Source organism: Candidatus Accumulibacter meliphilus, from assembly GCF_036625345.1.
Classification (GTDB): Bacteria; Pseudomonadota; Gammaproteobacteria; order Burkholderiales; family Rhodocyclaceae; genus Accumulibacter; species Accumulibacter meliphilus.
In genome coordinates this window covers 34,549-60,322 of the sequence record NZ_JAZKTZ010000013.1, presented here as the reverse complement: position 1 = coordinate 60,322, position 25,774 = coordinate 34,549, and the positions used below count along the sequence as shown (strand labels likewise).

Genomic DNA, 25,774 nt, shown 5'->3' with positions numbered 1-25,774 from the left:
TCACCTCTCCGATTTATCACAAGGAGTGGTCATGAACCCGATTGATCCGAAAGCCCTGTTTCGCCTGTCCGTCCTGGGTCCGCTGATTAGCCGCGAGCGGCTGGAGCGGGGAGAACTGCAACAGATTCTGCGCGAGCTGGCCAGCCGCGAATACGCCATTCCCGGCACCCGTCGGCGGCATCTGAGCGAGAAGACGATTCAGGCCTGGTACTACGCCTGGCGCCTCCACAAGCTCGATGGGCTGACGCCCAAGGTACGCGCCGACCGCGGGCAATCGAAGCTCTCCGCCGCCACCCAGGCCGCCATTCTTGCCGCCAAGCGCGACAACCCGCGGCGCTCGCTGTGCCAGATTCGCCAATTGCTCGAAGCGGCCGGCACCGTCGCCCGTGGCGGCCTCGCCCGCTCGACCATTCACCGTCTGCTGCAGCAGCACGGTCTGTCACGAATCAGCGGCTCGGCCAGCCTGCCGGAAGAGAAACGCAGCTTTGTCGCCGCGACCGCGGGGGCGATCTGGTATGGCGACGTGATGCACGGCCCACGCGTCCCGATCGGCGGCAAACTCGCCAAGAGCTATCTCGTCTCACTGTTCGACGACGCTTCCCGGTTGCTCACGCACAGCGCCTTCTGCCCTGGCGAGACCGCTCTGGACATCGAAGGCGTGCTCAAGCAGGCGGTGCTCAGGCGCGGCATTCCGCTCAAGTTGGTCGTTGATAATGGCGCCGCCTATCGCGCCGAAACTTTGCAGGGGATCTGCGCCCGGCTGGGCATCCATCTCATTCACTGCCGGCCGTACGCGCCCGAGGGCAAGGGCAAATTGGAGCGCTGGCACCGTACCTGCCGCGATCAGTTTCTCAGCGAACTCGACGAGCGCCATATCGCCAGCCTGGACGATCTCAACGCGCGTTTGTGGGCTTGGCTCGAGCAGGTTTATCACCGCCGCCCGCATGCCAGTCTGGACGGCATCAGCCCTTTGGCACGTTACCAGCAGGACCTGTCCAGGATTCGCCCGCTCGGGCCGTTGGCGGCGAAGCTCGATCTCTTGTTCCGGCATCGCGTCAGCCGTCTGGTGCGCAAGGATGGCACGGTGTCGTATCACGGCAAACGCTTCGAGGTGCCGTTCGAGCTCTCCGGTCAAACGGTGTCTCTGGTGGTCGATCCGCATACCGAGGTAGTGATCGGCGTCGAGGACGAGGAAGGGAAAGCGATCGGCGCGGCGACGCCGCTCGATGCACTGGCCAACGCCACACGTCGGCGACGCCAGCCGGACCCGGCGAACACTGACCCAGCGCCCCCGACGAAGAGCGGCCCGAATCTGATCGAGCTGATCTATCAGCAATATTACGACTGCAAGGGGGAGTGAAATGGACTTGCAACACTTTGGTTTGCGGCATTCGCCGCTGGGCAAGGAAGCGGCCGAGTTGTGGGATGACGGTGCGCTGGGGCTGTTGGCGGAGCGCTTCGCCTGGTTGTTGCACTCGCCCGGAGTCGGCCTGATCACCGGCGAACCGGGAGTGGGCAAGACGGCCGCCTTGCGCCAGCTGACCCGCGGCCTGAATCCGCATCGCCACCTGGTGATCTATCAGGCGGAGACGGATTTCGGGCGGCTCGATATCTATCGCGGTCTGGCGCGCGCTCTGGGAGTGGAAGCGGGCTATCGGCGGGCGCAGCTGTGGCGCGATCTGAAGGAGCGCATCCTGCAACTGGTCGATGGCCGCCAGTTGGTGCCGGTATGGATCATCGACGAGGCGCAGAATCTGCCGCTGGAGTTCTTCCGCGATTTGCCGGCCTTTCTCAACTTCGCTTTTGATACACGCGATGTGATGTCGGTCTGGTTGATCGGCCATCCGGCACTGGCGCAAACACTGGAGCGGGCGCCGTATGCGGCGCTGGCCGGGCGCGTTCAGGTACGCGTGCAGCTCAAACCGGTGCTCGAACGCGAGCGCTTTGCGCAACTGATCCAGCACAGCCTGAAGAGCGCCGGTTGCACGCATACGCTGCTCAGCGATTCGGGTCTGGAGATCTTGCGGCAGGCCAGCAAGGGGCTACCGCGGCACGCCGGGAGAATTCTGCGCACGGCGATGCGCCTAGCGGTACCACGCGGCCTCAATCATCTGCCGGACGATCTCTTGCAGTTGGCGATCGAGGAATTGCGATGAGCCGCCGCTCTGCTCTCCCGTTGTTCCCCGATGGGCTCTCCGATGAAAGCGCGGCAGTGCTCAGTGAATTCCTTAACCAGCTCGCCGTCGCATGCGAAAGCCGTTACTTCGTACAGCTGCGCCGCTACCACCAGCGGCAGATGAATCTGTACGATCCCGAAGCCCCCTGGCGGACCCCGCCGCTGCCGCCTCGGTAGCGCCTTCATCCCACGCTGCCGCCGGGATAGATGTTCCCGTCGCAGCGTGGGACTCGGCCAGCGTTTCAACCTCGAAAAGCTTGGGCCGAGGGCTCTAAATCAGCGCAGGACGTAACAACTGGGCGAGCGCGCTCTCAACATTGTCGAAAGCCATGTACAACGGCTGCGGGTGCGTATCGCGAAGGTCGCTCGGGGAGGATAGTGGTTCCTACCACTTCCCGTATTCCCGACAAAAATACTCAGTTGTTTTCTGAAGATCGGACGCTATTATTAGAGTTGCTTGGCAAGACCTGCTACGAAGGAAAACGACGACCGTTGGAAACGGTATAGCGTACTGTCGTGGACTCGTTTTAGGGAAACACTAATCACATCGCCGTATATCCGGATGGTATAATCTGTCGGTCAATCATGCACGAGCGCCCACGATGAAGCAGATCAGTTTTTCCCAGGTTGAGTTTGAACGCAAGAAGCGGCTGACCAAGCGCGAGGTGTTTCTTGCCGAGCTGGAACAGCTCATCCCGTGGTCTGCATTGCTGGCTGTCGTCTTGCCCTATTACCCGAAGAGCTCGCGAGGTCGGCCGCCGGTCGGACTCGCGCGGATGCTGCGCGTGTACTGTGTGCAGGTGTGCTACAACCTGTCGGACGAAGGGGTCGAAGACGCGATCACCAACAGCCAGGCATTGCGGCCTTTGTCGGCATTGACATCGCCACACCGCCCTCGGTCAAGAACGAAGCCAAGGCCCGTGACCCCGAGATGCACCAGACCAAGAAAGGAAACCAGTGGTACTTCGGCATGAAGGCCCATATCGGCGTCGATGCCGAGAGCTGCCTGGTCCACACCGTCGTTGGTACCGCGGCGAACGAAGCGGACGTCACGCTGATCGGACATCTGTTGCATGGGCAAGAAAAAGACGTCTTCCTGGATGCCGGCGACACCGGTGCCGTGAAGCGAGACGAACTGAAGGACCTCGACGTCACCTGTGGGATCGCCATGAAGCGCGGCAAGCTCAAGGCTATCCCGGAGGACAGCCTGGTCGGCCAATTGCTGCGCCAGCTTGAATCGTTGAAAGCCAGCATCCGCTCCAAGGTCGAGCATCCCTTCCACGTGGTGAAGAACCTCTTCCACTACCGGAAGGTACGTTACAAAGGCCTGGCCAAGAATACGGCACACCTGACACGCTGTTCGGCCTGGCCAATCTGGTGATGGCCAAGCGACGACGATTGGCCATCGATGCCCGGGGTGCGTTCTGCGTTCTGAATAGGACGAAAGGCTCGGAACGGGGCCGAAAGAGTAGAAAAGCACAGGAGTTTCGGCTGGATTGCCGAAACTCCCGGCCAGTTCTAGAAGAATCCGCTGCCACGCGGTGGTCCGCGCGTTGGCGGTCAATCGATCAGTGTTTCCCTTGGGAGGTCAAGCATGAAGAACGCTAACAACCGCACATCCGGGGCGCAGACTAGCACGGGGCCGGAGGCCAGAGTCAGCGTGCGTCCGCCGGGCTCAGTCCCCCGTCCAGGATGTAATCCCACCGAATGATCAGATCAGACCGGCCCTCACGGAGAACCGGCCATGGCAACTAACCAGCCCTCCGAATCCACACCCAAGACTATGCGCCCGCGCTGGAAGCGGGCGACTTACGCCTAAGTGGGAGCGGCAAGAGCGTTCTTTATCGGCCTTGGTTGGCGCTTATCCGCGGCGCCCAGTCGAGATATCGAATCTATTACCCGTGCGGTCAACAAATCAACTGCTCCGGAGGTTCACAATGGCCTATTTGCACCCAGGCGTATACGTAGAGGAAATCCCTAGCGGCTCGAAGCCGATCGAGGGCGTGGCAACCTCGCTTGCCGCTTTTATCGGCAAGGCGGCCAAGGGACCGCTTGGCAAGGCCGAGTTGATCCAGAGTTTTGATGATTACAACAACCTGTACGGCGACATCGCCTCAGAAAACGATGCCATGGGCATCGCGGTGCAGGCGTTCTATCTGAATGGGGGCAAGTCGGCCTTCATCTGCCGCCTCGCCGGCGAAGGCTCGAGCGCCGCCGGCGCCAGCGTCAATGGTGAGGGTTCCGGCGGTACCCCAACCTCCAGCCCGGTACTGGTCGTCTCGGCTTCGAGCGAGGGGGACTGGGGCAACAATGTCTATTTCCGTATCCTCAAGCCGGACCAGGATGCGTTGACCTTCGATCTTGAGATCGGTCGACAGGACAAGGGCAAATTCGTCGTCGATGAGCGCTACAGGGGACTCGGCATGCGCGCCGGCGACGCCAACTACGCGCTGTCGGTGGTCAATGGAGCCTCCAGTAGTGTGCGCCTGTCACTGGGCGATGCCGCCGATCCCGAGAAGGCGGGCGAACAGTATCAGCCTGCGGTGCTGACGGGTGGCGACCTGGATTCCACGGTGGATACCTTCTTCTCCGCAGCCATGATCGGGCCGGTCAGTCTCAGCATCAACATCAACGCGCTTGGCGCCAAGCAGATCACGCTGAATCCCGGCGGCTTCACCACACCGCTGGCCGGCACCGCGCTTGCGCATGCCACCGATGGCGCATCCGTCGCCTTCGAAATCCAGAAGGAGGTGCGTGCACTGAGCACCGAGCCGGCCTACCAATCGTTCAACTGTGCCTACAGCACCAACCATTTCGTGCTGACCTCGCCGGAACCGCTCAGGAATGCTGATAAACCGCTGGCCAGCCTTGAGGTCGGCAGCGGCGACTTCGCCAGGCTGATCCGCATCGGCGGCAGCCAGCCGGCCGAATTCAAGGGCAGCGGCGCACCGACCAGCTTCGGTGGCGCCACCTATTTCAACAACAACATGGTGGATGGCGACCTAACGCTCAACATCGATGGTCATGGCGTCATTACCATCACTCTGGCCAAGGCAAAGATCGGACTGCAAGGCACCTCCAACCAGGATGATGGCGATGCCGTGGCGCTGGCGATCCAGAACGCGGTGCGCGCCCTCAACCCTGAGATCGCCGCCTACAAGGATTTCAAATGCGCATACATCGGTACCCCCGCCTCGGCGCGCGGCTTCAAACTGACCTCGGGCAATGGCTCGGCCCGCGTATCGTCGCTGGCGGTGCCGGGCGGTTCTTTGCGCACAATACTGGGACTGGACACCGGCACCCAGCTCGCTGGTCGCAGCGTGGCGCAAGGTACCGCGCACGCCATTGCGCTGGCCACGCCGGGATTGAATGGTCAGGGCACGCAACTGACCGGCGGCAGTGAGAATCCGCCCACCCCCAACGACTATACCGATTTCTATGATGGCGTGCTGCGCAAGGTGCGCGATGTCAGCATCCTGCTGGTGCCGGGCGAGTCCTGGGCCAGCGACGGTAGTGGCAACGCCATCATCTCGGCCACGCTGGCGCATTGCGAAAAGATGAAGAGCCGCATGGTCATCATCGATCCCCCGCTCGGCCATGAGTTGGACCAGGAGGCGACCGTCAACACGCTGGCCTTGCCGTCATCGACCTACTCGGTCCTGTACTACCCCTGGGTGAAGGTCGCCAATCCGTTTTATCACGCCGAGAAGAATCCTACCGCCAGCAAGACCGTGGATGCCCCGCCGTCGGCCTTCGCCGCCGGCATGTGGTCGCGCATCGACGGCAAGCGTGGCGTATGGAAGGCGCCGGCCGGTATGGAGGCGGGGCTGATCGGTGCCGCCGGTCTCGAGTACGTGGTCGAGGATGGCGAACAGGACCAGCTCAACCCGCTCGGCGTCAACTGCTACCGCAAGATGCCCGGTGGTGGGCGCGTCATCTGGGGCGCGCGCACGCTGGCCACCAAGGCCGATCCCGAATGGCGCTACGTGCCGGTAAGGCGCACCGCGATCATGATCGAGCAGAGCATCTACAACGGCATCCAGTGGGCGGTGTTCGAACCGAACGATCATCGTTTGTGGTCATCGCTGCGCGCCAATATCGGCAACTTCATGAACGGCTTGTTCCGTGCCGGCGCCTTCCAGGGCGAGAAGGCCTCCGACGCCTACTTCGTGCGCTGCAACCTCGGCGACACCATGACGCAGGGCGATATAGATGCCGGACAGGTCATCGTCGTCGTTGGCTTCGCGCCGCTCAAACCGGCTGAGTTTGTCATCGTGCGCATCCAACAGAAAGTCACCCTGCAATAAAGGAGGATAGAAATGGCCGCACCAATGTTTCCCGCGAATGCGCATCGTCACGATCCATATCGCACCTTCAAGTTCCAGGTACTGATCGACGCCAAGCCGGTGGCCGGCCTGCGCAAGATGGGGGCGCTGAAAAAGACCACCGAGGCGGTGGAATGGCGCACCGGCGGTGATCCGACCCACGTGCGCAAGTTGCCGGGCGGCACCAAGTACGAACCGATCACGCTGGAGCAGGGCCTGACGCATGATCCGGTATTCGAGCAATGGGCCAACCTCGTCAACAACATCGACGGCGACGCCGCGATGTCGCTGATCAACTTCCGCAAGGACATCGTCATCAATGTGCTCAATCTGCAGGGCACCGTGGTCATCAGCTACCAGGTCAAACGTGCCTGGGTATCGGAATATCAGGCGCTGCCCGAGTTCGATGCCGGTACCACCAACACCGTCGGCATCCAGACCATCAAGCTCGAACACGAAGGATGGGACCGCGATGAGGCGATGACCGAGCCGGCGGAAACCTGATGCGAACCTGACCGGGCGAACCATGGAAGTCCTGCTGCCGGGGGGAATGCCCATCGACGGACGGCTTGAACGCCATGCCCGGTTCCGGCCGCTGACCGGGCGTATCGAACAGGCGGTGATCGAATCGGCCAACCACCCCGACCGCCCGTCCTACGTCACCGCGGTGCTCAGCGAGGCGCTGGACAATATAGGCGGCCGACCGGTCGATGCGGCTACGGTGGCGCGGCTCAGCGTCGCCGACCGCCAGTACCTGATGCTGCGCCTCGGCGCACTGTTCGGTGGTGAGCTGGTGTGGTTGAAGCTGCGCTGCACTGCCTGCGACGCGTGGTTCGATGTCGACGTGCAGCGCTGCGACCTGCCAGTCAAGGCGGCGGGTGCGGGCTACCCGTCGCTAAATTTGCAACTGGGTGGTCACCGCATTGAGGCCATGGTGCCGTGCGGTGAAGATCAGCAGGACATCGCGGGCCTCGACGACGAGGCGGCGCTGCAGCACCTGCTGCGGCGCTGTGTGCGCCAAGTGGATGGCGCAGCGCCGGCGGAGGACTTCTTCGCGCAGCTTTCCGATGCAGACATCGCGGCCATCGACGAGGCGCTCGAAGAGCTGGCGCCGGCCGTCTGCGACCGCCTGCAGGTTGTATGCCCGGAATGCCATCGCCTCCAGCAGGCGTTGCTCGATCACTACACCCAGCTTGGCGTCGATGAATACCTCTTCTACGACGAGATCCACACCCTGGCCAGCCACTATCACTGGAGTGAAGCCGACATCCTCGACCTTCCGCGCGCCAAGCGTCAGCGCTACATTGATCTGATCAGCCGCAAGGCGGCAACGTGGGGTTGAGTATGGGACTGTTCCGTTCCGTCATCCGGGATGCCCGACCTGTAGCCCCCGTGCCACGCGCCATGGCGGCGGCAGCAGCCCGACCCGCATTTCATCCGGCAGAGCCGCTTGGCGACCGACTCGTCCGCGACAGTGGCCCCACCGATTCCAGTCCGGTGGGACGCGCCTTGCGACCAGAAGCATGCCTGTCAGGAAACCAAGCGCTGCCGCCGTCAGCGAGCAGTGACATGCCGTCAGCCGCAATAAGGCGTCGGGCAGCACCCTTGCCTGTGACGGAGCCGCCCAAGGCGCGTGATGTGCGAACCGTGGCGGTAGCGGCCGATCATGGCATGTCGCCCGAGCCGTCGGCACCGCTTTTGGCGCCGACGCAGGAGCTATCCACGGGGCAGGAGGCGGCGAGCATGCCCGTTCCTGTGGTGATGCCTGCAACTCCCACCTCCCCGGCGCCGCCGAATGACGAGGCTGCACCTCCCATCGCGTCGATGCCAACGACCGATACGGTGCCCTTGGTAGCTGACAAGCTCGTGGTGACACCGGAGCCGGTCACCGCCAGGGGATGGGGCGCTGCGATGCCTATGTCCGGACCACAGCAGCAGTCCCGGATCGCAGATGCGGACAGAGTTCCAGCCGATCCGCCAGCAGCGGAACCCCGCGTCCCTGCTGCCGGACCTCGGTCACCGCTTGCCGCCGCCAACGCGGAGCTTCCGACAGCTCAGACCCGGCAGGCTACCATTAACGACGCGCCACCTCCGCGTGGTCATGCCCCGACGATGCGGCTGCCGCCAGCGGCGCTGCCCGCTGAGTCGGTAGCGCCGATGAATAACGTGGAACCCCTACGTCAGCCAATTGCGAGGCCATCGCCGCTGGTGACTGCTGCACCTCCGGCGCCAACGCAGCACTCCACGGCGGCAACACCGCTGGTTCAGGCCGTCACCTCGGTGATCCGACCGGTGGTACCCGCCCTGGCGCGCGCTGAGCGTCCCCGCGCCGAACCGCCGATCATCGAGGTGCCGCGCAGCCCCGAGGTGCGCATCGGCCAGGTCGATGTGTTCGTCGAGCGCCCGGTGCGTGCATCCGCGCCGTCACACGCCGGCAGCCGGCCAAGCGTGTCGCTGGCCAGCCGGCACTACCTGAGGAGGTTGTGATGCTGCCGGCCAGTGCGCTTTCCTTCGCCGCCTACAGCCTGCGCCGGGTGCTCATGGACAACATCAACGAACTGGTCGACGTCAATAACATCCGCATCGGCCATCCGGCCGACAACGTCAAGGAACTGGCGGACGCTGAAGAGAGCGGCCTCAATCTGTTCTTCTACAACGTCGGCTATGACGGCTATCCCGCAGATGGTTCCAGCGCCGATCCGTTCTATGTGCGCCTGTACTGCCTGATCTCCGCGGTCGGTCACAAGACCAGGGAGCCGGAGTCAACGGGTAGTGCCACCGAGCGTGATGTCAGCAAAGGCGAGAACGAGTTGCGCATGATCGGCGAGATCATGCGTGTTCTGCACGAGCAACCGATGCTGGCGGTCGACGACGAGCAGGGCGAGGAAATCGCCATGCTGCAGGTCGTGCCGCACACCTTAAACCTTGACGACCTCAACCATATTTGGTCGACGCAGGGTGACATCTCCTATCGTCTGTCGGTGGCCTACGAGATGACGCTGGCGCCGGTGCCGCTCAGTCAGCGCGTCGAGCGCGCGCCGCGTGTCGGCGGTCCCGGCGTGCTGTCGTGGGGGGCGATGACGCGCGCGCCGGGTCACGAGCGTGACGGCCTCATCGACCTGCGGCCCCGGGTTGAAGCGGTGACGGTGGAGACGGCCGCCGCCGACTGGATGCCGCATATCGCCAGCATGGAAACGCTGGCGGACGACAGCCGACAGCTGCATTACGTGTTCCCGGTGACCGGCGACAACAGTAGTAGACCGCTCGACATCGTCATTGCCGGCGCCGCGGGCAGCACCATCCGGCTGTACTGGAACCTGTGGCGGCGGAAGACCGACAACAGCATCGAGGCCTGGCGGGAAGACATCGCCGATACCGAGGTGCCAGCCGTGAAAACCCTGGCCGCACCCGCCGCCGACTTCACGCCGTCCCGCATCGACCCCGGCAACATCGACGACCTCTGCGTCTTCCAGGTTCGCCTGCCCGCCGAGGTCGGCGCCGTAGACACCAAGACTTGGCAGGCGGTACTGACCGCCGAGCGCGAGTGGAGCCGACCCGACCCGGCAAATCCTGCCAGCACCCTGGTCACGCGAATCCGAAGCAATGCCGTTATGTTCTATGGAGAAAGGCCATGAACTCCGAGCTACTGGCTTCGGAATGGGAGCGCATCGACCTGCTGGGCGCCTGCCTCTCCGCCTATCGCGGGGGGGTCGAAATCCCCGGTCAGCTCACCGAGCGTCTGGAACACGTGCAGCGTGAGGTCGCTGCGCTGCGCGAGCGCGAACCCTGGCGTTCGCTGAGCCAGCAATACAGCTTCGATACCGTTGACCAAGACATCCTGGCCTGCTCGCTGGCGCCCGAGGTGAAACCACGCCTTGGCTGGATGTACCAGGAGCTGCAGCAGGGCCTATTCTCGCCCTATCCAACTCCGGCGCTGATCCGCGAGATGTTCGTGCTCGGCGCCGAGGAATCGCAGCGTTTCCACCAGCGCCTGTCGCGTGGCGCGCCGTTGCTGCGCAGCGGCATGATGCAGGGCGAGCCACCCGGGCTGTTTCAGCCGCTGCAACCATCGGCACTAGCGCGCCAGCAGCTGCTGGGCTGGGCGCAGACCGAGCCCGTGCAGGCGCCAGGCGCCGTCGAGGTTGCCAGTCAGGCCGGTTGGCAGGACCTGGTGCTGCCTGAGCACTGCCTGCGCCAGCTGCGCGAGTTCATCCTATGGGTCACCCACCGCCGCCAAGTCGAACAGCAGTGGCGCGCGCGCATCGACGGCGGGCCGGTGGCGCTGCTCTCGGGGCCGTCCGGCACCGGCAAAACGCTGGCCAGCGAGGTCGTCGCCAATGCCCTCGGCTGGCCGCTCCTGCGCGTCGATCTCGGGCTGCTAGTGAGTAAGTACATCGGCGAGACCGAGAAGAATCTCAATGCGCTGTTCGATGGCGCCGCCGGTCGCCAGGTGGTGTTGCTGTTCGACGAGGCGGATGCGCTGTTCAGCAAGCGCGGCGAGGTCAAGGAGGCGCGTGACCGCTACGCCAACATGGAGGTCAGCCACTTGTTGTCGCGCATCGAGCGTCATAACGGGCCGTGCATCCTGACCACCAACCTGCGCAAGCACATAGACGCCGCCTTCACGCGCCGCTTCCAGATGATCATTGAGTTTCCGCGCCCCGAGGCCGAGGCGCGCGCGCAGATGTGGGAGCTGCATATCCCGCCCGGTGCGCCGCGCCAGGCCGAGGTTGATACGCGCCGGCTCGGTGCTGAGTTCAAACTCAGCGGCGGGCAGATCCGCAATGCCGCGCTGCACGCCGCTTTCCTCGCCGCCGGCGAGGGCCGCGCGATAGGCCTCGCCCATATCGCCAGCGCGGTGCGCACCGAGTTTTCGAAGATGGGCGGCGAACAATCGGCCTCCAGCCTCGGCCACTTTGCCCAGTACCTCAACGCCGGGGCGACGCCATGATCCGCATCGACAGACTGCGCCTGCGCCTGCCGGCCGGCTTCGAACACCGCGCGTTGACCATCGCACGCCGCGTCGGTGAGATGCTGGCCGAGCAATCGGTGAGCCGGGATCTGGAGATCGATTCAGTGAACCTGTCGCCGCTGCAGATCCGCCTCCACAGCAGCGATGACGAGATCGCGCGCCTGATCACCTTGCAGATCGTCGCCCAACAGACCGGAGGCACCACATGAGCAGTATCCCCAGCGGCAACCAGTCGGCAATCAAGGTCACGCGCGGCCTGCTCAAGGAGCACACCGCGGGCGACAACCCGCTGGAGCTGCATTTCGAGTTTAATCCGTCGACGATCACGCGCTCGCGTGCCATCGAGATCACGTTCGGCGAGGGCCAGTCGACCGCAGGCGGACGTGATTTCAGCGGCACCGAGGAGATCGCGCGCGTCGCCCAGGGCGCCACCGTCAAGGCCGAGACCTTCACGCTGAAGATTCTGCTCGACGCCACCGACCGCATGAACGCCGACGATGCTGACGCCAGCACCCAGGGTGTGCAGCCTGAGCTCGACATCCTCTACAGCATGGTCGAACCCAAGCTGCAGGCGCCGGGAGGCGCATCGACGCTGGCGGCGTTGTCCGACAACTCCGGCGACGCCCAGCCCTATCCCTCGGTGTTGCTGTTCTCGTGGGGCCAGCAGGTGCTGCCGGTGTTCATGACCCAGGTGCAGTTCGAGGTCAAGGCCTACCTGCCGAGCCTGGTGCCCTATCGCGCCGAGGCCACGCTGACATTGCAGGTCATCCAGAGCCGCAACGACTTCTACACCCCCGAGATCGAGCGCATGTTCAACTCCGCGCAAGGCGCGGTCGGCTCGCTGCAGGGCTTCCAGTCCACCGGAGGTGTGTGATGAGGCGCAGCGAGCAACGGCACGGAGCTGGGCATGGCCGCTAACCGCAGCCGCTATGCACAGGTGCGGGGGTTCGTCGCCGCCGATGGCCGCGAGCCGCTGTTCAAGGGCGGTCGCGCGCGCCAGATCGGCGCCGCCAGCGGTGTGCTCGAATACATCGTCAAGGGCGATGACCGCCTCGACCTGCTGGCGCGTTACTTCTATGTCGACAGCCGCAAGTGGTGGCGCATCCTCGACGCCAACCCCGAGATCGTGTGCGGCGCCGACCTCAGCCTCGACGACTATGTCGGCAGCACCATACTGATCCCGCGCGCCACCGAATCCGGAGGCGGCCAATGAGCGCGTCGCAGGATTTCCGCCAGCCGGCGCTGTGCAGGATATACGTCGATGACGAGGAGGTCGTCGATCTGCGCCCCTACCTGTTCGAGGCCACCGTCGAGACCGGCCGCGGCGCGGCCGCGGTGTGCACGCTGGTATTCGACAACTTCCGCCTCGAGGACGACAGCTGGCAGGTGCAGGATGCCGGCGTGTTCGTGCCGTGGAAGCCATTCCGCATCGAGGCCCATTTCGGTGATTATTCCGAGGAAGTCATGCGCGGCTACGTCAAGGAGGTGATCACCGACGCGCCCGAGCAGATGGGCAACGCCAAGGTCATGGTGCTGTGCCAGGATGAAAGCCTGCTGCTCGACCGCGAGCACATCCGTCGCGTGTGGTCGACCGAGGACGAGGCCATGACCGACGGTGACATCCTCGCCGAGATCGCCGGCAGCGATTTCGACACAGATCACGAGACCGGGCTCAGCAACGTCGCCCTCAACCAGGACGGCACCAGCATCCGCTTCCTGCGCGACCGCGCCGAGGCCAACGGCTACGAGCTGTACTTCCGCGAGGGTGTCATCCATTTCAAACCGCCGCAGCTCGACGAGGACCCGCAGGCCTCGATCATGGCCTACATGGGGGAGCGCTCCAACTGCCTGCGCATCAACGTGCGCCACGACGGCCACCAGCCGGACGAGGTAGCGCTGGTGCGCGCCGCCGAAACCGGCACCGAACTGGAGCAGGAAACCTTCAGCCCCAACCTGACCCTGCTCGGGCGCGAGGCGGCGAGCAGCGCCAGCATGGGCCTCGCGCCGTTCGTCTGGCAGATGCCGCGGCCGGTGGGCAGCTCGCTGGAAGAGGTGCGCGTACGCGCCCAGGCCAAGGCCAATGAAAACGCATGGAAGATTGTCGCCGAGGGCGAGCTCGACGGCTCGCTCTACGGCCACGTGCTGCTGACCCACAAGCCGGTCGGCGTCTACGGCATCGGCGAAACCTATAGCGGCCTCTACTATGTCGACAGGGTCACCCACGTGTTCGCCCAGGCCGGGTACCGCCAGGCCTTCCGCCTGTTGCGCAATGCCACCGGGCGGCATACCGAGCCGGAAGGCAGCGATGCCCTGGCCGGCGTGAGATAGCGGTGGAAGAGACCGTTATCCGCCTCGCCCGCTTCGTCGACGAGAAACGCTTTGGCAAGTACCGCGCCACCGTCGTCGACAACCATGATCCGCAGAAACGCGGTCGCCTCAAGCTGCGCATCCCGTCGGTGCTGGCCGATCAGGATTCCGACTGGGCGCTGCCCTGCCTGCCCTACGGCGGTTTCAACCAGCAGGGCATGTTCTTCATCCCCGACATCGACGCCCAGCTGTGGGTCGAGTTCGAGGAGGGCGACATCAGCCGCCCGATCTGGGTCGGCAGCTTCTGGCAGCAACAGGATGACGTGCCCGAGGACGCCTCCAAGGACGAGCCGACGACGCGCATGATCCAGACCAGCTCGGGACACATTTTGCAGTTCGACGACGAGGCCGGCGAGGAACAGTTCCGCCTCTACCACCCGGCCAATGCCGAGATGACCATAGACAAGCAGGGCACCATCACCCTCACCGATGCCTCCGGCGCGGTGCTGAAGATGGACGCCGCCAGCAACGTCATCACGGTGGAGGACGCTAACGGCAACACCCTGACCATGAACAGCAGCGGCACCAAAGTTGAAGACAGCAACGGCAACGTCATCGAGATGGCCGCCGCCGGCATCACCGCCGAGGCGCCTAAGATCGTGCTCAAGGGCGGACAGGTGCATCTCGGCGACGAGGGCGGCGAACCGGTCATCAAGGGCCAGAGTTTCCTGTCGCTGTTCGCCAGCCACATCCACACCTCGGCGCCGACGGTGGGCGGGCCGACCTCGCCGCCCATCCCGCAGGGCGAGGCAAGCACCCTGTCGACCACGGTGAAGACGATATAAGGGACGGCACATGGCAAGCCTGAGCGATACCCATTACCTGAAATTCCCGTTCGCCATCGGCGCCGACGGACCTCAGACCTCGTCGCGCGCCGACCACGTGCGCGAGCAGATCGAGCAGCTGCTGTTCACCAGCCCGAAGGAGCGCGTGTTTCGCCCCGAATTCGGCGTCGGCATCCGCCGTTTGGTGTTCGAGCCCAACAACGCCGCACTGTGGAACATCACGCACAAACAGTTGTTGTCGTCGCTGGCCGAGGCGCTGCACGGCGAGGTCGATTCGCGCACCCTCAAGGTCACTCGGGAGCAGCACGAGGCCGAGCTGGTGATCCTGATCTCCTACCAGCTCGCCGCCATCAACCGCCAGGAATCCCAGGCCTTCAGCATCGGAGGGACCGGCAATGGCTGACGCACCCCACCTGCACCTGCGCTTCGAGGGCCATTGCCCCGACTGCGGCGTGCGCGAGGCACAACTGCCTGCGGCACTGCCGGATGCCGGCGATGATTTCGACTGGCGCGTTCGCGACTACGACGGCTACCGCATGTTCATGCTCGAAGAGCTTCATGCGCGTTTCCCGGAACGCAAGCGCTGGACCCCGGCCGATCTCGAGGTGGTACTGGTGGAAGTGCTGGCGGCGGTGCTCGACCAGCTTTCCGACATGCAGGACCGCGTCTTCGCTGAGGCCTTCCTCGAAACCGCACGCCGTCCCGAGAGGGTGCGTAACCTGCTCGAATTCATCGGCTACGACGCGGTGGCGGTGGCGCGCAGCAAAGACCAGATCGCCAGTGACCTGTCGGAGGAGGCGTCCATCAAGGCGCTCGAGGACTACTGGCGCGGCCATGCTCCGGCCATGGACCAGGCGCGCCGCGCCGGCCCGCGCGAGATCCACACCCAGAAACGCATGGTCACCACCGAGGACTACGCGTTGCGCCTGCGCGAACACCCGCTGGTGGCCGCCGCCCACGCCTGGAGCGAGTGGAGCGGCTCGTGGTTCACGCTGCACGTGGCGGTCATCGCTGCGGGCGGCCGCCAGCTCGACCACGTGGCGGGCGGCACGCCGCTGCCCTACGATGATGACCTGAAGCCGCTCATCGAGAACTTCCACGAGCGTGCTGGCCTGCGCGCACCCGATCTCGACACCACCCCGCCGCCCAGCGTGCGCATGATCCTGCGCCCCTATATCGACGCCTTCCGCATGGCCGGCCAGGAGGTGGTGCTGCGCGACCCGCGCTATGTCGGTATAAATATGGCGCTGTCGGTGACCATCGGCGCCAACCACTTCAAGTCGGAGGTGCGCCTCGCCATCGCCCAGGCGCTCGGCCATGGACAGCAGGGCTTCTTCGCGCCGGGCTATCACGGCTTCGGCGAGGATCTGTACAGCAGCGACATCATCGAGGTGTTGATGGCGCTGGATGGCGTCGAAAACGTCTGTCTCAATCGTTTCAAGCGCGTCGGCAGCCAGTTCCCCGACCGCGTCGAGGCCGGTTTCATCACCCTCGACGGGCTGGAGGTGGCGCTGTGTGACAACTCGCCGGTCGACCCGGCGCGCGGCTACTACCGGCTGAGCCTGCACGGAGGACGCGGCGGATGAGCGATCGCAAGGACTTGACGCGCTGGAACCGGGCCGGCCTGACGCGCTTCGAGTATGTCGACGGCAACGCCGCCGAATACCTGGAGAGGCTGCGCCAGCAACTGGTGCGGCATTTTGCCGACCCGACCAGTGGCCTGTGCGACTGGATCAACCCGCCGCAGCAGGTACCGCCGCGTGAGATCGAAGTGGACGGCGAAACCCTGGTCGAACGCCAGCAACGCCTGAGCCTGCGCAACAGACGCCTGCTCGAAACCTACCAGCAGGAGCGGCGCGACTGGGCCTGGGAGATCAGCCGCAGCTTCGCGCGCTGCTGCCACATGCTGACCGCACATGCCGACGCCTATGCCAACGAGTGCTTCCTCGGCACCGCCACGCAATGGGAGCATGTGCGTCGCCTCGTCGGCATGCTCGACTACCACCCGGCGCCGCCGGCGTCGGCATCGACCTGGCTCGCCTTCAGCGCCAAGCCGGGCAAGGCCGGCGTCATCGCCAAGGGCTTCCAGGTCAAGAACAGCCCGCCGGCGGGCGCGAGCAAGGTCATCTTCGAAACGCTGCAGGACATTGCCATCGACGCCGCGCTCAACGAGCTACGGCCGCTCGGCTGGAACCACTCCGGCGAGCCGCTGGGCGGCGCACCGGCCGGTGACGGCGAGGTGGTATCGGTGGAGGTGGCCGAGGTCATGCTCGACCCGGCCATCGCGTTGCAGGGCGTAGGGGCGGTGCATGCCGCCGCGCTGGATGCACTGAAACCCGCGGATGGCTTTCGCATCTTCGATTTCCTGAGCTTCGACCCGGCCACCAGCGCGCTGGGCATAGCAGCCACGCTGCTGTGGGAGTGGAAGGCCAAGGCCTATTTCCTCAACCAGTTCACGTCGCCGGGCGACTGGTCGGGCCTGCTCGAATCGACATTGGGTGAGATCACCGCGCTGTCCAGCACCGAGCTGGCGACTCAAAGCGGCAATACCGTGGATCAGGCTGCCGCGCTGCAACAGGCGCTGCGCATGGTCGAGGTCTGTCTCGATCATCCGCACTTCGTGGCACTACGCCTGCGTAAGCTGATCGGTGCGCAGGCATCGGTAGCGGCATCCAACAGCACGCTCTGGATCATGCCGGCCAAGCCGGCTGTAGAGGCAGGCGAGGTGGCGATGCTGATCGATGATGCGCACCACCGCGCCAATGCAGTGACCATCGACCGGGTCGAAACCATCGACGGCAAGCCGCCGACGCTGGCGCTCGAACTAGGCGACAGCCCGTTGCAGAACGAATGGCACGGCTGGGCCAGCGGTGATACCCGGCTGCACTACGCGCCGCGCTGGCAGCGCAAATGCTGGCTCAACGGCGCCAACGTGATTCGCACCGCGGCGCCGCATGGCCTGGCCGCCAATGCCTATGTCGGCTGGCGCAGGTCTGGGCAATGGCGCTACGCGAAGATCATCGAGGCGGATACACGCAACCTGCGGCTGCAAACCACATCGCCGTTGCCACTGCCCGGTGACCGGTTGTACAGCCTGAGCCCGATCAGCGGCACCAGGGCCGGCGCCAACCTTGAGGTCGTCGTGTTGCTGGATGGTGACAACCCCGGCGGTGCGGTACCGGCACCGGCCGAGGCGGTAGCGATGGATACTACTGGCACCAGCGATATCTTCACCATTACCAAGGAGCTCCCGGAGGTTTCCATACCCACGGAAACTCCTTTCCCACTGCCGGGTGCGTTGCCGGGCATAGGTTCATTCCTGTTCCCGTCGCCGTTCCTGCCCATCGACTTGGTCAAGGCCGCCATTGAGCTGATGCTGAGCCTGGGGCTGATGATGATCCCGAGCAGCGGCAAGTTCGTCATCAAGGGCTTCCCGCCCACCGACCTGGCTACCGCCATCAGCCTGAATGACGCCACCGACAAGCTATATGTACTACTCGACAATATGAAGGCCGGCTCGGATGAGGACAGCGAGCCGATGGTCGTATGGCAACTGCCGACGGAGGCCGAACGCAAGGAAGCGCTGCGCGAGCTGCTGGTCAACGCCGCCCAGGGCGATACCCCGCTGTTTCAGGAGATTCGCGAGGACCTGGAACTCCAGGGCCCGATGCTCGCCATCGCTGAGGGCGCCAGCGAGTTGGCGCGCGTGGTGGCCAGCGATCCGCGCTACATGTTCGACGGCGCGGCCGACCGCATCCGCCAGGGCGACTGGGTGGTGGCCGAATTCTCCAACGGCCCTTGCGCACTGGCGATCGACGCTATCGAAACCTTCGTCGCCGCCGACAAGGCCGAGAGCTTCGCCCTCTATTTGGTCGATGCCCCGCACGACAGCGGTGGGCTGATCCGTGTACAGGCCGATTTTCGCGGTCAGCTGGTGGCCGAGAACGCCAACTTCAACCCGGCGCCCATAGATCCGGACAACTTCATGTTGGAGCTGCTGCCGGAGGCGCTCACCATCGGCCGCTCGCTGCTGGTGACGGGCTGCGGCAATCCCTATCTCGTCAGCATCACCGACATGGTCGATGGCCGCATCACCTTCGAGCCGCGCCTCCAGCCCTGCATCGCCGGCAACATGGTGCTGCTCGGTAACGTGGCGCCGGCCGGGCATGGCGAGTCGCAGCCGCAGAAGATCTTCGGCAGCGGCGATGCCGCGCAATCGGGCCAGGCCTTCACCATCGAGGTCAGCGGGGTGTCGTTCACCCCTGACGCCACGCAGGCTGCCGGGGTCGCCGCCGATATCGAGGTCAAGGTGGCCGGGCGCGTGTGGCAGCAGGTATCGACGCTGCGCGACTCGGTGTCCGATGACAGGCACTACGAGCTGCGCATGACCGAGGACGGCTACGTACGCGTCATCTTCGGCGACGGCGTCAACGGCCGCCGCTTGCCGAGCGGCAGCAACAACCTGCGCCTGCGCTACCGCGTCGGAAACGGCCTCGCCGGCAACCTGCCGCCATACAACCTCGATAAGGCGATCAACCCCAACCCGCTGGTGGATACTGTCTCGCAGCCGATGCCCGCGTCCGGAGGTGGCGACATGGAAGCCCTGAGCTCACTGAGGGAGAACGCACCGCCGACGCTGCTGGCGCTGGAGCGCGCGGTGTCGCTGAGCGATTTCGCCCATCTCGCCAGCGCGCGCAGCGATGTCTGGCAGGCCCGCGCCTACCGCGAGGTGGATCAGGGCGGGCGCATGGAACGTATCACCGTCATCGTGGTGCCGGCCGGCGGCATACTCACCGACGACCTGCGAGACACCGTCGAATCCCATCTCGGCCGCCATTCGCTGCCCGGCATAACGGTCAGCGTCGAATCCTATACGCCGCGCCTCGTCGACATGCGCATCACGCTGCGCGTCGATTCATCGGCCTGGCTGCCGCGCGAGGTTGCCGCCGCCGTCGAGGCCGAGCTCAAGCGCGTGTTTGCGCTGCAACAGCGCGGCCTCGGCCAGCCGCTCTACCTGAGCGAGATCTACAAGGCGGTGGAAGGCATCGATGGCGTCGAGAACTCGATCTGCGTGCTGGATGACAATGCCCGCGTGGTGCGCCCAGCCGACCGCAACCAGGTAGTCCACCTGGATGTTGCGGCCGGCTCGACACTGCTCGTCGGCACCAAGGAATACCGCCCATGAGCTACAGCTTCGATTCGCGTCTTGGCCGCCGGCTCTACGATATGCTGCCCGAGGTCTATCGCACCCGTGACCGCTATGATGAGCATGGCGGCGCCGGTAGCGAAGACCTGGCGCGTTACCTGGATGCCCACGGTCACCTGCTCGACCTGATCCAGGCCATGCTGCGCCAGCAGCTGGACGACACCCTGCCGACCACAAGCCAGTCCTGGCTGTTGCCCTATTTTGCCCAGCTGCTGGCCGTAAACATCGTGTCGCCGGACCCACAGGGCAAGCATGACGAGGTCGCCCACGCGGTGTCGTGGCGCCAGCTCAAGGGTACCCTCAAGGTGGCCGAGGAGATCGCCGAGGCGGTCGGCAACATGGAGGCGGAGATCCAGGAAGGCTGGCAGCGCGTGGCGATGACGCCGCGCATCGACATGCCGTTGATGCCGGTGGCGGTGGTCGACGACGCGCTCGACATCGACCAGCGCTTTGCCTCGCGTATGGCGCGCCATCCGTCATTGCCGGCGGCCACCGTCGACCTGCGCCGGCCCTCGCGCGCGGTCGAGGCGCTGCCGACCAATCCGGCGGCGCGCGTCTCCCGCTTCGGCGGGCTGAGCCTTTCCTGGCGACAGCTCAATCCCCACGGCGCTCCCTGTTTCCCGGGCAGCTTCGACGACGTATCGCGCCGCACCGTCGACCTGCGCAGCGTCGACGGCGGCCACGGCCTGTACCATCACAAGCGCGTGCTGGTGTATGTGGCGCCACCCGATGGGCTGATCCCGTTCGACGCCATCGAGCTGACATGGGAAGAGCGCCTCGATTCGCTGTACCAGCATCTGATCAGCGAGACCGTTGAGGACGGCGTGCAGGTCATCCGTAACAACACTGCGCGCGTCATCACCATCAGCAATGATGTCGAGCTTGCGGCCAAGCTGCATCGCATCGAAGGATTGAATTTCGCCGCTGAACTGAAGGTGGCGAGCGGCGGCAAGCTGACCCTAAACGCGGTCGAGGCGGTACGTGTCGATGTCGCGACGCCGGCGCTGGATGCACCTGTGGTGATCGCCGCCGACTGCCTGTTCGGCGAGCTGTCGTCAGGTGGCATGGTGCAACTGGATCGCTGCACAGTGCGCGACGATGCCTTCGTCACCGCGCTCGATGCCAAGGACTGCCTGTTCACGTCTATCGTCGGTAGCGATATCCAGGGCGTGATCGAATTCAGTCGTTACCCGGCGGATGCGCCGTTCAGCGCCGATGGCATGACAATCGAGGACTGTGTCACCGACGTGCAGCGGTTCTTCGACCATCAGTCCGCGCTGGCGGCGCGCTCGGTGCTGGCGCCGGACTGCCCGCCGGGCATCTCGCAGGGCGCCAGCAACGGCGGTGAGATGGGCGCTTTCAACGGCGGTCGCGAGGGCCGGCCGGTGCGCCTCGAAGGCAGTTTCACCGGCGCCGATGCGCTGCATCTGGCGAATGAGGGCGGCCAAGTGCTGAGCGATGTCATCTTCGAGGGCAACGTGGCGGTGGCGAGCGGCCATCTCAGGCTGCGGCGTTGCGTGCTGCCTACTCTGGGCATGGCGAGCGGCCTGGCCTTCGATGCTGACGGTGCAGAGTTGCCGGCGCTGGATGCGCAGGACTGCCTGTTCACCAATATCGCGTTACTCAATGGCCTGGCGCGGCTCGAGTACTGCACCGTCATGCAGCATGCGCATTGCCTGCAACTGCAGGCCAGCGATTGCATCTTCGTCGGCGACATCGGTGACGGCGCCGGCGGCGAGCCGGAATCCGGCTGCCTGCGCTATTCGCGTATCCCGGCCGCGGTCGATGGAACGACGCTCAACGCCACAGCCGGGCGGAGCAGCACCAATACGCGCGAGATGCCGGTATTCGTGCGCTTCGATTACTGCAGCGACGGCACCTATCAACAGCGTGTCGCGGCCTACGGTGAAGCCGGCTACGGCGTGCTCGACCGCTACACCCCGCACAGCATCCGCTTCGGCGCGGAGGATGGCGGCGAGATGGGCGCGCATCACCATCGCTACTACAGCCTCAAATTCGAGGCGATGCAGGACAAGCTGCTCGAGTTCCTGCCGGTGGGCATGGAGCCGGTGCTCATCGTCGACCGGCGCCTGCTCGGCCTGCCGCCCGAGATAAAGAATTCCAGTAATGGGGGGTCATCATGAAAACCGAAATTTCCAGGGACAGTCTGCAACCGGATAAAAACTACACCGGTGTCTATCAGCAACAGGGACGCATGCTCACCGATGCCGACTGGAACGAGCTGGTGGACATACTCAAGGGGCGTCTCGGCGACGCGCTCAAGGATGTCATCGGCAACAGTGCCGGCAGCATCGGCGGCACGCCGCGCCATCGCCCGCTGCGCATCGTCGACAGCACCGGCATCAAGATCCAGCCTGGTCATGTGTATATCGACGGCGCCGCCGCCGAATTGCCGGGCACCGCGCCGCTGGACTACGGCAGCCAGCCCGATTTCCCCAGTCCACCGCCGACTACCGGCGACTATCGCCTGTATGCCGATGTGTGGGAACGTGCCGTCACCCAGCTCAGCGACGCGCGCCTTCGCGATGTCGGCCTGCATGGCGCAGACACCTGCAGTCGTCAGCAGATGCTGGTGCAGGTCAAGTGGTGCCCGGTAGCCATAGATCCGGAACAATCGCCGCACAACCCGCGCCGGGGCGACGCGCAGCTGTCCCTGACACTGACGCAGAAAACCACCAAGCCGGACGCCTGCGATCCCTGCGCCGCCGAGCTCGATATCGATTCACGTGTCGGCAATTACCTGTTCCGCGTCGAGGTGCACGACGTCAAGGGCCCGGCCGACAACCCCAGCGAGATCACTCTCAAGTGGTCAACCGAGAACGGCGCCGAGCAGTTCGTCGCCGAGGCCAGCGAGGCGCTGATGCCGGCCGGTTTCATCGGCAACGACTGGGTCTACGAATTCTATGACGAGACCAGCGAACGTCATCTCGGGGTACAGCTCGCCACCGGCCCATGGCGGCCGTCACGCGTCCCGCTGGCGGTGTTCGATGAATCCTCCGGCGGCTACGCGGTGCGGGCCATCCCCAATTCGAACCCCGCCGCTAACCCGGTGCTGGTGCGGCGCTGGGACGGCTATTGCCGCATCGATCTCCACGGCAATGCGCTGCTGGAAGGCCGCGATCGCGGCGTGGACCTGTCCGAGGTTAACGACGAGGATGCACTCGGCCATGTCGTGGTCGGCCCCACGCTCGACATGATCCTCAACTCCATGGATTTCAGCCTGGCGCTCGGCGGCCACTCCTTCGTTGCCGGCGACTACTGGCTGGCCGAGGTGCGCGAGGCGATCCACGCCGAGGGCAGCACGCTGCTCGTCGGCGCACCACCACGCGGCGTCCTGCATCGTTACCTGACGCTGGGCAGCGTCGTCGGCGGTGCGTTGCAACCCAACCCCGAGCTCGATCGAAAATATGCCTTCCCGACCCTGAGCGAGATGACGCGCCTGTTCATGGCCGGCGGCGACGGCCAGGAGATCGTGCCCGGCCAGGTGCTGCCGCAGCCGCTGCGCGTCGGTGTCGCCAACGGCGAATGGCCGGTGGCGGGCGCCACGGTGCGCTTCGTGATCGAGGCCGGTGGCGGTACGCTCAGTCTCGTCGATGGCGGTATCACCAATGATCACGGCATCGCCGCCTGTAACTGGACACCGGGCGCGGTGATCGGCGAGAAATGCTGTGTTCGCGCCAGCCTTGTCACCCCGTACGATGCCGCCAGCCCGGCAGCGGATTTCTCGCCGCCGGTGTTCTTCTACGCCAATCTGGTATCCGCCGACCAGGTCGCCTATGCACCGGCCTGCCAGCCTGCCAGCGCTACACCACTGACAGTCCATCACCTGTTGCTGGGGCCGGACGCCTCGCGTCTCGGGTTGGACGGCTATTACAGCGTTAAGGACGTACTCGACGCGCTACTGTGTGAACTCAAGGCCGGACATATTCCCTACGAAGCCCTGCCAAACGGTAATCGCTGGGATGATGTCAATGAGTCCACGAGCCGCCCGGCAACCGTTCAGCAGGCCATCGATGCCTTGCTCAACAATCTCGACAGCGACGATATCCCGTACAGCCTGCCCAATTGCGCGCCGCAGACCAACACGCTGTTGCAGCACCTGCAGGGGATGCTGCAACACCGCGCTGGCGATCCTTCCGGGAGTTTCCGAGTGCGCGCGATGTGGAATGCGCTGCTGTGCCATCTGGATGCTGGCATGCTGCCCTACGATCCAACGATTCAGCAGGCATGCTGGAAATCCATCGACGACGGCAACGGCGCCAACAAGCCTGCGACGGTGCAGGAAGCGATCGATCAACTCGCGTGCTGGAATAAAGCGACCTCCTGCTATCGGATCACGATCAAACCCGATGAGGATGTGCATGCCAGGCTGGCCGGCCTTCAGGATGGGCAGGACGTCGAGATCTATTTCAGCGCCGGAGACCATCATGTAAAGGACACCGTGGTGCTGCGGGACAAGGGGCATGTGGCGATCTATGGCTGTGGTCCGCAAAGTCGGGTGCTGGCGCCGCAGAGCGAATCCGCGCTGCAAATCATCGCCTGCGCCAGCCTGCGCGTACGCGATATCGCCATGCTCAGTAGCAAGGCCGGTAACAGCAAAGCGCTAAGCAACCTTAAAGGCACGCTGGATATAGTCGATGTCGCCGAGGTCGATGTCGATCACGCGACGCTGTCCTGTGCGGAAGCGGCGGACAAGCGATCGGCATCATGCTTGCGCGTAATGCACAGCGACGCCAATAGTGGCGTTCGCCGCTCGACGCGGATTCGGCGTTGCCGGATCAATCCAGGGCGCAATCAGGTTGGCATCTTGCTGGTCAATGCCGATCGTGCGCTGGTCGAGGACAATGAAATTCAGGTCAGGAAGAAGTCCAAAGGCTGGAGCCTAAAGGCGCAGCTCGAAGAGAAAAAGTACCGCCAGGCATTCCGCAGGACGTTGATCTCTAATTTCTCCTTCGATGGTGAGGGCTTTTCCGGTAGTGATCATCCTGCGGTCTCCGGTATTCGTCGTAATGGAATTATCGATTTCAGTGATGAAAGCATACGGCTCTATTTTTCAACCGATGCGGATCTGGTTGACAGCTGGCGCACATACCTGGCCCTGAATCCGCCAACTAAAGGGGTCGGAGCCTATGGCATCATCCGCCATGTCAAGCGACTCGCCGACGAAATCCTGCTCAAGCAGGGCGACGTGGATGGATTCAGCGCCTTCAAACACTGGTACACGACGGTGATCTCGAATCTGCCGGCGATCGCCCGTCAGGGTATCGTTTGCGCTGGCCGCCAGGCCAATGAGATCCGCCTGTTTGGCAATACCATAATCGGCGCCGGCCAGGGCATCCACATAGGCCTGAGTAACAACGACAAAGAGAATCCAGCAGTCCTGAAAGGTGGTCGAGTGCAAATCCGGGACAACATGATCCACAGCTATCTGTCGGCGGAGTATGCCGGTGAAAGGCATGGGATCCTGGTTGGAAACTGCGACAGCCTGGATATCGAATCCAATCGTATCAGCATCACGCATTTCCCCGCGAGCAAGCCAAGAAGCGCGGATGGTATCCGGTTGTACGGTTACCAGGGCAGAGCGTTGCTGATCCGATTCAATCATCTTAGTGGTTTCAGGCGCGGTATCTTGGTGAGAGCGATACTAAACGACCCCAATGGTGACGACGGTACTCGTCAGCCGCTGTGGCAGGTGATCAACAACCTGCTCGACAACTGCGCGATCAAAACCCAGGTCGATCCGGGGTCGATGTTCCTGGTAGAAAACAATGCTTGACTTGTTTCGATGACAACTCTAATATTTTCATTCGTTGGCTCTATCCCTATATGTGTTGGTAACGGGGGGCCCTCGCTAAGATCGCTGGCTGCGGCTGTGTTTTCATGCCTTTCGCTATCCGATTTGAGGGTGAGTTCGGTTCTGAG

At 64.2% G+C, this 25,774-nt stretch carries 19 protein-coding genes and 1 pseudogene; all 20 read left to right on the top strand.

The window, feature by feature from the left end; translation table 11 throughout:
- Positions 1-31: 31 nt before the first annotated feature.
- The 20 genes and pseudogenes from V5B40_RS21325 (at position 32) to V5B40_RS21230 (ending at position 25,628) form a co-directional block, all read left to right on the top strand.
- On the top strand, positions 32-1,360 hold the full coding sequence (locus V5B40_RS21325) for a DDE-type integrase/transposase/recombinase (protein ID WP_332353652.1): 1,329 nt from the start codon (positions 32-34) through the stop codon (positions 1,358-1,360).
- A gap of 1 nt (position 1,361) precedes the next feature.
- On the top strand, positions 1,362-2,156 hold the full coding sequence (locus V5B40_RS21320; protein ID WP_332353730.1) for an ExeA family protein: 795 nt from the start codon (positions 1,362-1,364) through the stop codon (positions 2,154-2,156).
- Positions 2,153-2,353: a hypothetical protein gene (locus tag V5B40_RS21315; protein WP_332354232.1), complete on the top strand. Its 201-nt coding sequence runs from the start codon at positions 2,153-2,155 to the stop codon at positions 2,351-2,353. Before V5B40_RS21320 ends, V5B40_RS21315 begins: the two co-directional genes overlap by 4 nt.
- Positions 2,354-2,778: 425 nt before the next feature.
- A pseudogene (locus tag V5B40_RS21310) lies at positions 2,779-3,580 on the top strand (IS5 family transposase); the annotation flags it as partial.
- 446 nt (positions 3,581-4,026) lie between these two features.
- Positions 4,027-6,483, top strand: coding sequence for a phage tail sheath family protein (locus V5B40_RS21305; RefSeq protein WP_332356444.1), 2,457 nt, complete (start codon positions 4,027-4,029; stop codon positions 6,481-6,483).
- A gap of 12 nt (positions 6,484-6,495) precedes the next feature.
- Positions 6,496-7,005 (top strand): phage tail protein, encoded by a 510-nt coding sequence (locus V5B40_RS21300; RefSeq protein WP_332356443.1) that lies wholly within the window; start codon positions 6,496-6,498, stop codon positions 7,003-7,005.
- A 22-nt stretch (positions 7,006-7,027) separates the two neighbouring features.
- Entirely contained in the window at positions 7,028-7,843 is an 816-nt protein-coding gene (locus V5B40_RS21295) for a hypothetical protein (RefSeq protein ID WP_332356442.1), read from the top strand.
- An 866-nt stretch (positions 7,844-8,709) separates the two neighbouring features.
- Entirely contained in the window at positions 8,710-8,988 is a 279-nt protein-coding gene (locus V5B40_RS21290; RefSeq protein WP_332356441.1) for a hypothetical protein, read from the top strand.
- Complete coding sequence (locus tag V5B40_RS21285) at positions 8,988-10,136, top strand: DUF4255 domain-containing protein (protein WP_332356440.1); 1,149 nt, start codon at positions 8,988-8,990, stop codon at positions 10,134-10,136. Before V5B40_RS21290 ends, V5B40_RS21285 begins: the two co-directional genes overlap by 1 nt.
- On the top strand, positions 10,133-11,452 hold the full coding sequence (locus tag V5B40_RS21280; RefSeq protein WP_332356439.1) for an ATP-binding protein: 1,320 nt from the start codon (positions 10,133-10,135) through the stop codon (positions 11,450-11,452). The genes V5B40_RS21285 and V5B40_RS21280 overlap by 4 nt, the downstream gene beginning before the upstream one ends.
- Positions 11,449-11,682 carry a hypothetical protein gene (locus V5B40_RS21275; protein WP_332356438.1) on the top strand — a complete coding sequence of 78 codons (234 nt, stop codon included), beginning with the start codon at positions 11,449-11,451 and terminating at the stop codon, positions 11,680-11,682. Before V5B40_RS21280 ends, V5B40_RS21275 begins: the two co-directional genes overlap by 4 nt.
- Entirely contained in the window at positions 11,679-12,347 is a 669-nt protein-coding gene (locus tag V5B40_RS21270) for a hypothetical protein (protein ID WP_332356437.1), read from the top strand. The genes V5B40_RS21275 and V5B40_RS21270 overlap by 4 nt, the downstream gene beginning before the upstream one ends.
- Before the next feature lie 33 nt (positions 12,348-12,380).
- Complete coding sequence (locus V5B40_RS21265) at positions 12,381-12,686, top strand: hypothetical protein (RefSeq protein WP_332356436.1); 306 nt, start codon at positions 12,381-12,383, stop codon at positions 12,684-12,686.
- On the top strand, positions 12,683-13,801 hold the full coding sequence (locus V5B40_RS21260) for a phage late control D family protein (RefSeq protein WP_332356435.1): 1,119 nt from the start codon (positions 12,683-12,685) through the stop codon (positions 13,799-13,801). The genes V5B40_RS21265 and V5B40_RS21260 overlap by 4 nt, the downstream gene beginning before the upstream one ends.
- A 2-nt stretch (positions 13,802-13,803) precedes the next feature.
- A complete protein-coding gene (locus tag V5B40_RS21255; RefSeq protein WP_332356434.1) occupies positions 13,804-14,625 on the top strand; it encodes a phage baseplate assembly protein V in 822 nt (273 codons plus the stop codon).
- 10 nt (positions 14,626-14,635) lie between these two features.
- Entirely contained in the window at positions 14,636-15,028 is a 393-nt protein-coding gene (locus V5B40_RS21250) for a GPW/gp25 family protein (protein WP_332356433.1), read from the top strand.
- On the top strand, positions 15,021-16,211 hold the full coding sequence (locus V5B40_RS21245; RefSeq protein ID WP_332356432.1) for a hypothetical protein: 1,191 nt from the start codon (positions 15,021-15,023) through the stop codon (positions 16,209-16,211). Before V5B40_RS21250 ends, V5B40_RS21245 begins: the two co-directional genes overlap by 8 nt.
- Positions 16,212-16,315: 104 nt before the next feature.
- Positions 16,316-19,810 (top strand): baseplate J/gp47 family protein, encoded by a 3,495-nt coding sequence (locus V5B40_RS21240; RefSeq protein ID WP_332356431.1) that lies wholly within the window; start codon positions 16,316-16,318, stop codon positions 19,808-19,810.
- The gene (locus V5B40_RS21235) at positions 19,807-21,975 is read left to right on the top strand and encodes a hypothetical protein (protein WP_332356430.1); all 2,169 of its coding nucleotides are present in this window, start codon (positions 19,807-19,809) and stop codon (positions 21,973-21,975) included. Before V5B40_RS21240 ends, V5B40_RS21235 begins: the two co-directional genes overlap by 4 nt.
- Positions 21,972-25,628, top strand: coding sequence for a DUF6519 domain-containing protein (locus V5B40_RS21230; protein WP_332356429.1), 3,657 nt, complete (start codon positions 21,972-21,974; stop codon positions 25,626-25,628). Before V5B40_RS21235 ends, V5B40_RS21230 begins: the two co-directional genes overlap by 4 nt.
- Positions 25,629-25,774: the final 146 nt, after the last annotated feature.

What these genes read in the sequence shown, in the direction of transcription:
- V5B40_RS21230 (WP_332356429.1), top strand. Translation starts at nt 21,972, where the DNA reads ATGAAAACCGAAATTTCCAGGGACAGTCTGCAACCGGATAAAAACTAC.
- V5B40_RS21260 (WP_332356435.1), top strand. Translation starts at nt 12,683, where the DNA reads ATGAGCGCGTCGCAGGATTTCCGCCAGCCGGCGCTGTGCAGGATATAC.
- V5B40_RS21320 (WP_332353730.1), top strand. Translation starts at nt 1,362, where the DNA reads ATGGACTTGCAACACTTTGGTTTGCGGCATTCGCCGCTGGGCAAGGAA.
- V5B40_RS21265 (WP_332356436.1), top strand. Translation starts at nt 12,381, where the DNA reads ATGGCCGCTAACCGCAGCCGCTATGCACAGGTGCGGGGGTTCGTCGCC.
- V5B40_RS21295 (WP_332356442.1), top strand. Translation starts at nt 7,028, where the DNA reads ATGGAAGTCCTGCTGCCGGGGGGAATGCCCATCGACGGACGGCTTGAA.
- V5B40_RS21280 (WP_332356439.1), top strand. Translation starts at nt 10,133, where the DNA reads ATGAACTCCGAGCTACTGGCTTCGGAATGGGAGCGCATCGACCTGCTG.
- V5B40_RS21300 (WP_332356443.1), top strand. Translation starts at nt 6,496, where the DNA reads ATGGCCGCACCAATGTTTCCCGCGAATGCGCATCGTCACGATCCATAT.
- V5B40_RS21325 (WP_332353652.1), top strand. Translation starts at nt 32, where the DNA reads ATGAACCCGATTGATCCGAAAGCCCTGTTTCGCCTGTCCGTCCTGGGT.
- V5B40_RS21315 (WP_332354232.1), top strand. Translation starts at nt 2,153, where the DNA reads ATGAGCCGCCGCTCTGCTCTCCCGTTGTTCCCCGATGGGCTCTCCGAT.
- V5B40_RS21275 (WP_332356438.1), top strand. Translation starts at nt 11,449, where the DNA reads ATGATCCGCATCGACAGACTGCGCCTGCGCCTGCCGGCCGGCTTCGAA.
- V5B40_RS21250 (WP_332356433.1), top strand. Translation starts at nt 14,636, where the DNA reads ATGGCAAGCCTGAGCGATACCCATTACCTGAAATTCCCGTTCGCCATC.
- V5B40_RS21270 (WP_332356437.1), top strand. Translation starts at nt 11,679, where the DNA reads ATGAGCAGTATCCCCAGCGGCAACCAGTCGGCAATCAAGGTCACGCGC.
- V5B40_RS21245 (WP_332356432.1), top strand. Translation starts at nt 15,021, where the DNA reads ATGGCTGACGCACCCCACCTGCACCTGCGCTTCGAGGGCCATTGCCCC.
- V5B40_RS21235 (WP_332356430.1), top strand. Translation starts at nt 19,807, where the DNA reads ATGAGCTACAGCTTCGATTCGCGTCTTGGCCGCCGGCTCTACGATATG.
- V5B40_RS21285 (WP_332356440.1), top strand. Translation starts at nt 8,988, where the DNA reads ATGCTGCCGGCCAGTGCGCTTTCCTTCGCCGCCTACAGCCTGCGCCGG.